The organism is Vibrio nigripulchritudo ATCC 27043 (genome assembly GCF_000222685.1).
Taxonomy (GTDB): Bacteria; Pseudomonadota; Gammaproteobacteria; order Enterobacterales; family Vibrionaceae; genus Vibrio; species Vibrio nigripulchritudo.
Genome location: NZ_AFWJ01000134.1, coordinates 1 through 5,078, shown reverse-complemented (window position 1 = coordinate 5,078; position 5,078 = coordinate 1). Strand labels below are relative to the sequence as shown.

Below are 5,078 nucleotides of genomic sequence, written 5' to 3'. Positions count from 1 at the left end.
TGACCGAGAAACTCACGTTGTTTACCGCGGTGAGACCACCAAAACGTTTGGTTACCCCTCGTAGTTCTAATAATGGCAACATTAGCGTTCTCCCTTTTTATCTAGCAGGCTTAAGATGCCATTTGGCAAAACCAACATAACAACGATTAAGAGTCCCGAATAAACAAGCATCTGGTATTTGCCTATGCTGAACAGCAGATCCCATCCGAAGTAAAGCATCAGAGTCCCGAGCATAGGTCCTAACACATATCCAAGCCCGCCGAGAAAGCAATTGAGCATAAAGTTGATGCTGTCTGCAATTTGGAAAGAAGAGGGATAAACAGACTGCGTAATCGCAACGAAACTTGCGCCTGCAACCCCACCAAAGAAAGACGAAATTGAATAGGTCAACACCCGCAGATAAGTCGTATTCACACCAATCGAGGAAGCCAGTTCCTCATTCTGCTGGAGCGAGCGGCAAAGGTGCCCAAGACGAGAGCTGACTATCCGCCACAGAACAAAAAAAGCCAAAACCATCAAAGTCACAGCCATCACGTAAAACGCAATCTTAGGTCTCTCGAAAGTGTCGAACCCCGGAATCAACGTAAAGTTAAATACTTTCAACGCTTGAGGCAGCGGAATCGAGGTAATGCCTTTTGCGCCTTGCGTAATTGGTAATGCCATTGCGGTCAATCGCATAACTTCTGTAAGAACCAGCGTCACCATCGCGAAATACACTCCGCGGAGACGCAATATTGGCAACCCTATAAATACTGATAACACGGCGCAAAATACACCTGCCAATGGCAATGCCAGCCAAAAATTGACGTCTGCCTGAGTCACGAGAATAGCGGCAACGTATCCACCGGCTAAAGAGTACGCGCCTTGACCTATATTGATCCGTCCTATGTAAAAGGTTAGCCAGACACCCGCGGATGAAATTGAAAGTAGAGCAACAGACGTCAATGTATAGTAAAAATCTGTGCGACCGGTTATCTCTATAATGAAAGGAATGACCAGATAGGTTGATACCAAAAAGACGGCTACCCAACTTATTGTTTTCTTATTCATTTTATTACCCCCATGGTTTTCCCATCAGCCCGTGAGGGCGAATGACCAAAAAGAGCATCAAAGAGGCAAATATAACGAGATAGGTAATATCACCGTATTGGGATAAAACAGACAGACCGACACTTTCCATCATACCCAGAATAAAACCGCCGACGATGGCTCCCGGAATGACCCCTGCTCCACCAATCATGATCATAATGAATGCTTTGGTCGAAGTGGGTCCTCCCATACCTAGATTAATGCCAGTAATGGTCACGAGTAGCCCTCCTACAACACCTGCAAGCATCGCCCCCAATGCAAAACCAATCATCTGATAGCGATCTACATCTACTCCCATCAAAGTTGCAGCAACCTTATCTTGAGCCAGTGCTCTCATAGCTCGTCCAGATTTTGATTGTTGCATCACGAGAATAAAGACCACGATCATTGCGATTGCCAGGAATCCGATGAATATACGGTCGTAAGGCATGATGATGCGAAAGTCCCAATTAAAAACGCCGTCGATGATTTTCGGAACACCTCGTTGCTTCTCGCCAAACACCAACAAGATAACGGCATCCAGAAAGAAGCCAATCCCTGCCGCTAGCAACATGGTACTTTCGTCTCTTTTGGTTTTTTTGATAACTGGACGAAACAGAAACCGTTCCACCGCAGCACCCACAACCGCCAAGACAACGGCTGAAACCAGTAATGCAATAATGAAAGGAAAGCCAAATTGAGAGACGAATGTATAGGTAACGAATCCGCCCAATACATACATCTGTCCATGGGCAAAGTTGAGAACATTCATCAATGAAAATATAAGAGTCAGACCCAATGCAATCAGTGCGTATTGCGCGCCAAGATACAGTCCGTTGGCGATAATTTGTTCCATAAGTAATCCCTAACTAAAGAACAGTGGTCCATGGCGACACACTTTGTGCGCCGCCATGGAGTGGAGAGTTCGACCTTTAGTCGACCTTTGCAACGAACAAGGTCTTAAACTCGCTATCCTGATACACATTCACAACCAGTGGCACCGATATCTGACGCTTCTGACCGAAAGATGTTTTACCAACGTAGCTAAGCTTAGATTCGCCTTTGATATAGGGATTTGGCGCTTCAAACGAATCCATTGTCTGCTTGAATTCGTCCACGTTTGTGATAGCCGAAGGATTGGACTTCAACGTCTCAAGGATGTATTCCAATGCATACACTTTGGTGTTTGACTCGTCGTTGTACTCACCGTATTTGCTGGTATAACGCTTAACAAATTCACGCATAGTGTCTGAAGCAAGTTCTGGTGTTGATGCTCCCCCGACAGAAATAAATCCGTTAGCCAGTTCGCCAGCCCCTTCCCTAAGCACACTTGCGTCCTGTGCAGTTTCAGTCGATATCAAACCGCTGTATCCAAGCTCCCGAGCAGAACGAATTAGCTGAGGTGCGCTAGCCGGGGATACGCCTGATAGAACAAGCAGATCAGGTTTAGACTTAATAACCGGAAGTAGAACAGGAGTGAAGTCCGTAGTATCTACCTGATAAGTAACATTACCCGACACCACTTTCAGACCAAGAGCCTCAGCCGCAACAATGCCGCTGTCTCTTTGACTCAAGGGATCCGATTCGTTAGCCGCAACAAAAGCAATATTTTTAATACCTTTGTTTTCGATGAGATACTTGTAGATAGCAGGACCAGATTGGTAGTTTGCAACCATTCCCAGTACTGCATTAGAAGCTGGAGCTTGATAGAGGGTCTTTGGGAATGCATAAGGGAAATACATGATACCTTTTTGCTCAGCCACTGGTCTTACTGCAGCAGCACCATCGTCTACATTAGGACCTACCACATAATGAATGCCCTCTTGCGCCATCTTTTCCATACCTGCGACAGCGCGCTTAGGGTCTTTTTGGTCGTCAAATGCAACAATTTCAATGTCGTAGGTTGTGTCTCCGATGGTGTAACCACCTGTTTCATTGATCCACTCGGCACGCGTTTCCATTGATCGTTGATTAGAAATACCCCAAGCGGCAGCAGGACCAGAGGTCACACCTACAAAACCGATCTTCAGCACTGGGTTTGCAGCAAAAGTAGCTGTCGATATCACAGCACTCATTGCAATAGCAATTATGCCGGCTTTAAGAAAACCACATTTATTCATTCCAATTACTCCTTTTCTATTATGTGCAACTGAATTTGGTCTCCGACCAAAAATTAGTAATCTGTACCAGCGCACGCTTATTGTTAACAATAAAAAGTCACATTGTTAACAATCCCGTTATCAATAAAGCAAATTGGATACCACTTTTTCAGCCTATAAAAAGTCCTATTAATACAGAAGGATAAAACGAATTCCTTTATAAAACCTGCTGTTGCATATAGTCTGATTGGTCTAAATGTGTGCAAAAACCATTGAAAACTGCACTTGTTTGGACATACTGTTTAGAAATTGAGTGGGACTTTTAAACGGAGTGACTTCTTTAATATGAAAGCGACAACCGTTAAAGATATGGCAGAAGAAGAAGCAATTGTTGATCAGATATATGAAGCAATCATCGATCAACGCCTTACCCCCGGAACCAAGCTCTCTGAGTCTGAATTGGGCAAAGCATTTAAAGTGAGTCGGATGCGCGCCAGACGCGCAATTTTTATGCTGGCTGACAGAGGTCTTATCAACCGACAGCCCAATAAAGGCGCCTTTGTTGCTAGCCCGTCCGAAAAGCAGGCTCGTGATATTTTTGACATGAGGCTCCTGATAGAACCGTCTATTGCAAAACTTGCCTCTGAAAGGGCGAAGCCCAAAGATATACGGCTACTGGAAAAACATTTAAAAAAGGAATCTGCCGCGCGTGCTGCTGATAATCGTCGTGATTCGATAAAACTTTCAGGACAATTCCACACCCTTCTTGCTCAAGTCGTCGACAACGAAGTGATGTTACAGGTTGTCAGAGATCTGATTACACAATCGTCTTTAATAATAGGTATCTATGATTCAGCTGGAGCGAGTGCATGCAGAGAGGAAGAGCATGCGGAATTAGTAGAAGCGATACGAACAAAAAATGGCGAGCTCGCTCATGATCTGATGTTAGAACACATCCATCACATAAGGGACAATATTGATTTCGATAGCAAGACAAAGAAAAGCACAGATATCGTGAGCTTGTTTTCTTAGTTAGCCGGAACAAATTCCCGATAAAATGTTCCGGCTATTTGATTTGCTTAGTTAGTAGTACTCACCGTGGCGATAGTCCCATGACTGGAAACTGTCAGACAAATTGATCAGGATTTGCTCAATATCCAGACCTTTACGAATCAGAATTGGCGCTGGAGAGATCGATCTTTCACTTCCCTGCTCTGGGATTAGGATACCGTCGCTATCGACCATAGCAACCATCACACCTTGTTCGTATCGAGTTTCTACCGTCTTATCTGGCTGAATTGATGCGACGTAGTCGTTGGCTTCAATAATCAGGTCTGCCGCAGCTTCAATACGGTCGCCGATGTACTCAACCTGCCCCCTGTTACCTTTGCCTGAAGGGTTAGCTGAACTGGCGAAAGTAAGAATCCCTTTGTCCCAGTTGTGCGCGACAATCTGTTCTGATGGAGTACCAAATTTAACCACAAAACAGCTGGTATTACGGTGGTCTGTAACCAGCTTTCTTACTTCTGGATCCAGTTTTTCAAGCGCTTCTTTTTTCCATGGAACAATACAACCCATCAATACATCTTGATCCCAATGTAACTGATAGAAAGCCTCAACCTCTTTGTTGAGCTCCGCCAGTTCTTTCAGTTGTTCCATTGAACCGCAAAGCACGACCGCGGGTTTGTTAAGCTTGCGTTGCTTAGCATCGAATTTACGCTTAAGCCCTTCTTCATTTACCGCCATAATGATGTAACCTACTTTTGTTGGGCTTACGATCATCTTGCCTTCTTCTAAAGACTTGGCTGCGCTTTCAACCAGGCTTCCATCCCATTTCACTCGTTCTGTCATACTTTCACCAAAAGAATATCCATATAAAATTAAATGATAATGATTATCATTACCATAAAT

At 44.4% G+C, this 5,078-nt stretch carries 5 protein-coding genes; 1 reads left to right on the top strand and 4 read right to left on the bottom strand.

Annotated elements, in window-relative coordinates:
* Positions 1 to 81: 81 nt before the first annotated feature.
* From RH89_RS12580 to RH89_RS12570, 3 genes are all read right to left on the bottom strand, one after another.
* A complete protein-coding gene (locus tag RH89_RS12580; RefSeq protein WP_004402284.1) occupies positions 82 to 1,050 on the bottom strand; it encodes a branched-chain amino acid ABC transporter permease in 969 nt (322 codons plus the stop codon).
* 4 nt (positions 1,051 to 1,054) lie between these two features.
* Complete coding sequence (locus RH89_RS12575) at positions 1,055 to 1,924, bottom strand: branched-chain amino acid ABC transporter permease (RefSeq protein ID WP_004402283.1); 870 nt, start codon at positions 1,922 to 1,924, stop codon at positions 1,055 to 1,057.
* A gap of 76 nt (positions 1,925 to 2,000) precedes the next feature.
* Positions 2,001 to 3,188 carry an ABC transporter substrate-binding protein gene (locus RH89_RS12570; protein ID WP_004402282.1) on the bottom strand — a complete coding sequence of 396 codons (1,188 nt, stop codon included), beginning with the start codon at positions 3,186 to 3,188 and terminating at the stop codon, positions 2,001 to 2,003.
* Between the two features lie 324 nt (positions 3,189 to 3,512).
* On the opposite strand from RH89_RS12570, the gene RH89_RS12565 reads away from it, so the two are divergent.
* On the top strand, positions 3,513 to 4,199 hold the full coding sequence (locus RH89_RS12565; protein ID WP_004402281.1) for a GntR family transcriptional regulator: 687 nt from the start codon (positions 3,513 to 3,515) through the stop codon (positions 4,197 to 4,199).
* Positions 4,200 to 4,250: 51 nt separating this feature from the next.
* On the opposite strand, the gene RH89_RS12560 is transcribed toward RH89_RS12565, so the two are convergent.
* The gene (locus RH89_RS12560; protein WP_004402280.1) at positions 4,251 to 5,018 is read right to left on the bottom strand and encodes an L-threonylcarbamoyladenylate synthase; all 768 of its coding nucleotides are present in this window, start codon (positions 5,016 to 5,018) and stop codon (positions 4,251 to 4,253) included.
* Positions 5,019 to 5,078: the final 60 nt, after the last annotated feature.

Coding starts and splice junctions, on each gene's coding strand:
- RH89_RS12580 (WP_004402284.1), bottom strand. CDS start 1,050: ATGAATAAGAAAACAATAAGTTGGGTAGCCGTCTTTTTGGTATCAACC.
- RH89_RS12575 (WP_004402283.1), bottom strand. CDS start 1,924: ATGGAACAAATTATCGCCAACGGACTGTATCTTGGCGCGCAATACGCA.
- RH89_RS12570 (WP_004402282.1), bottom strand. CDS start 3,188: ATGAATAAATGTGGTTTTCTTAAAGCCGGCATAATTGCTATTGCAATG.
- RH89_RS12565 (WP_004402281.1), top strand. CDS start 3,513: ATGAAAGCGACAACCGTTAAAGATATGGCAGAAGAAGAAGCAATTGTT.
- RH89_RS12560 (WP_004402280.1), bottom strand. CDS start 5,018: ATGACAGAACGAGTGAAATGGGATGGAAGCCTGGTTGAAAGCGCAGCC.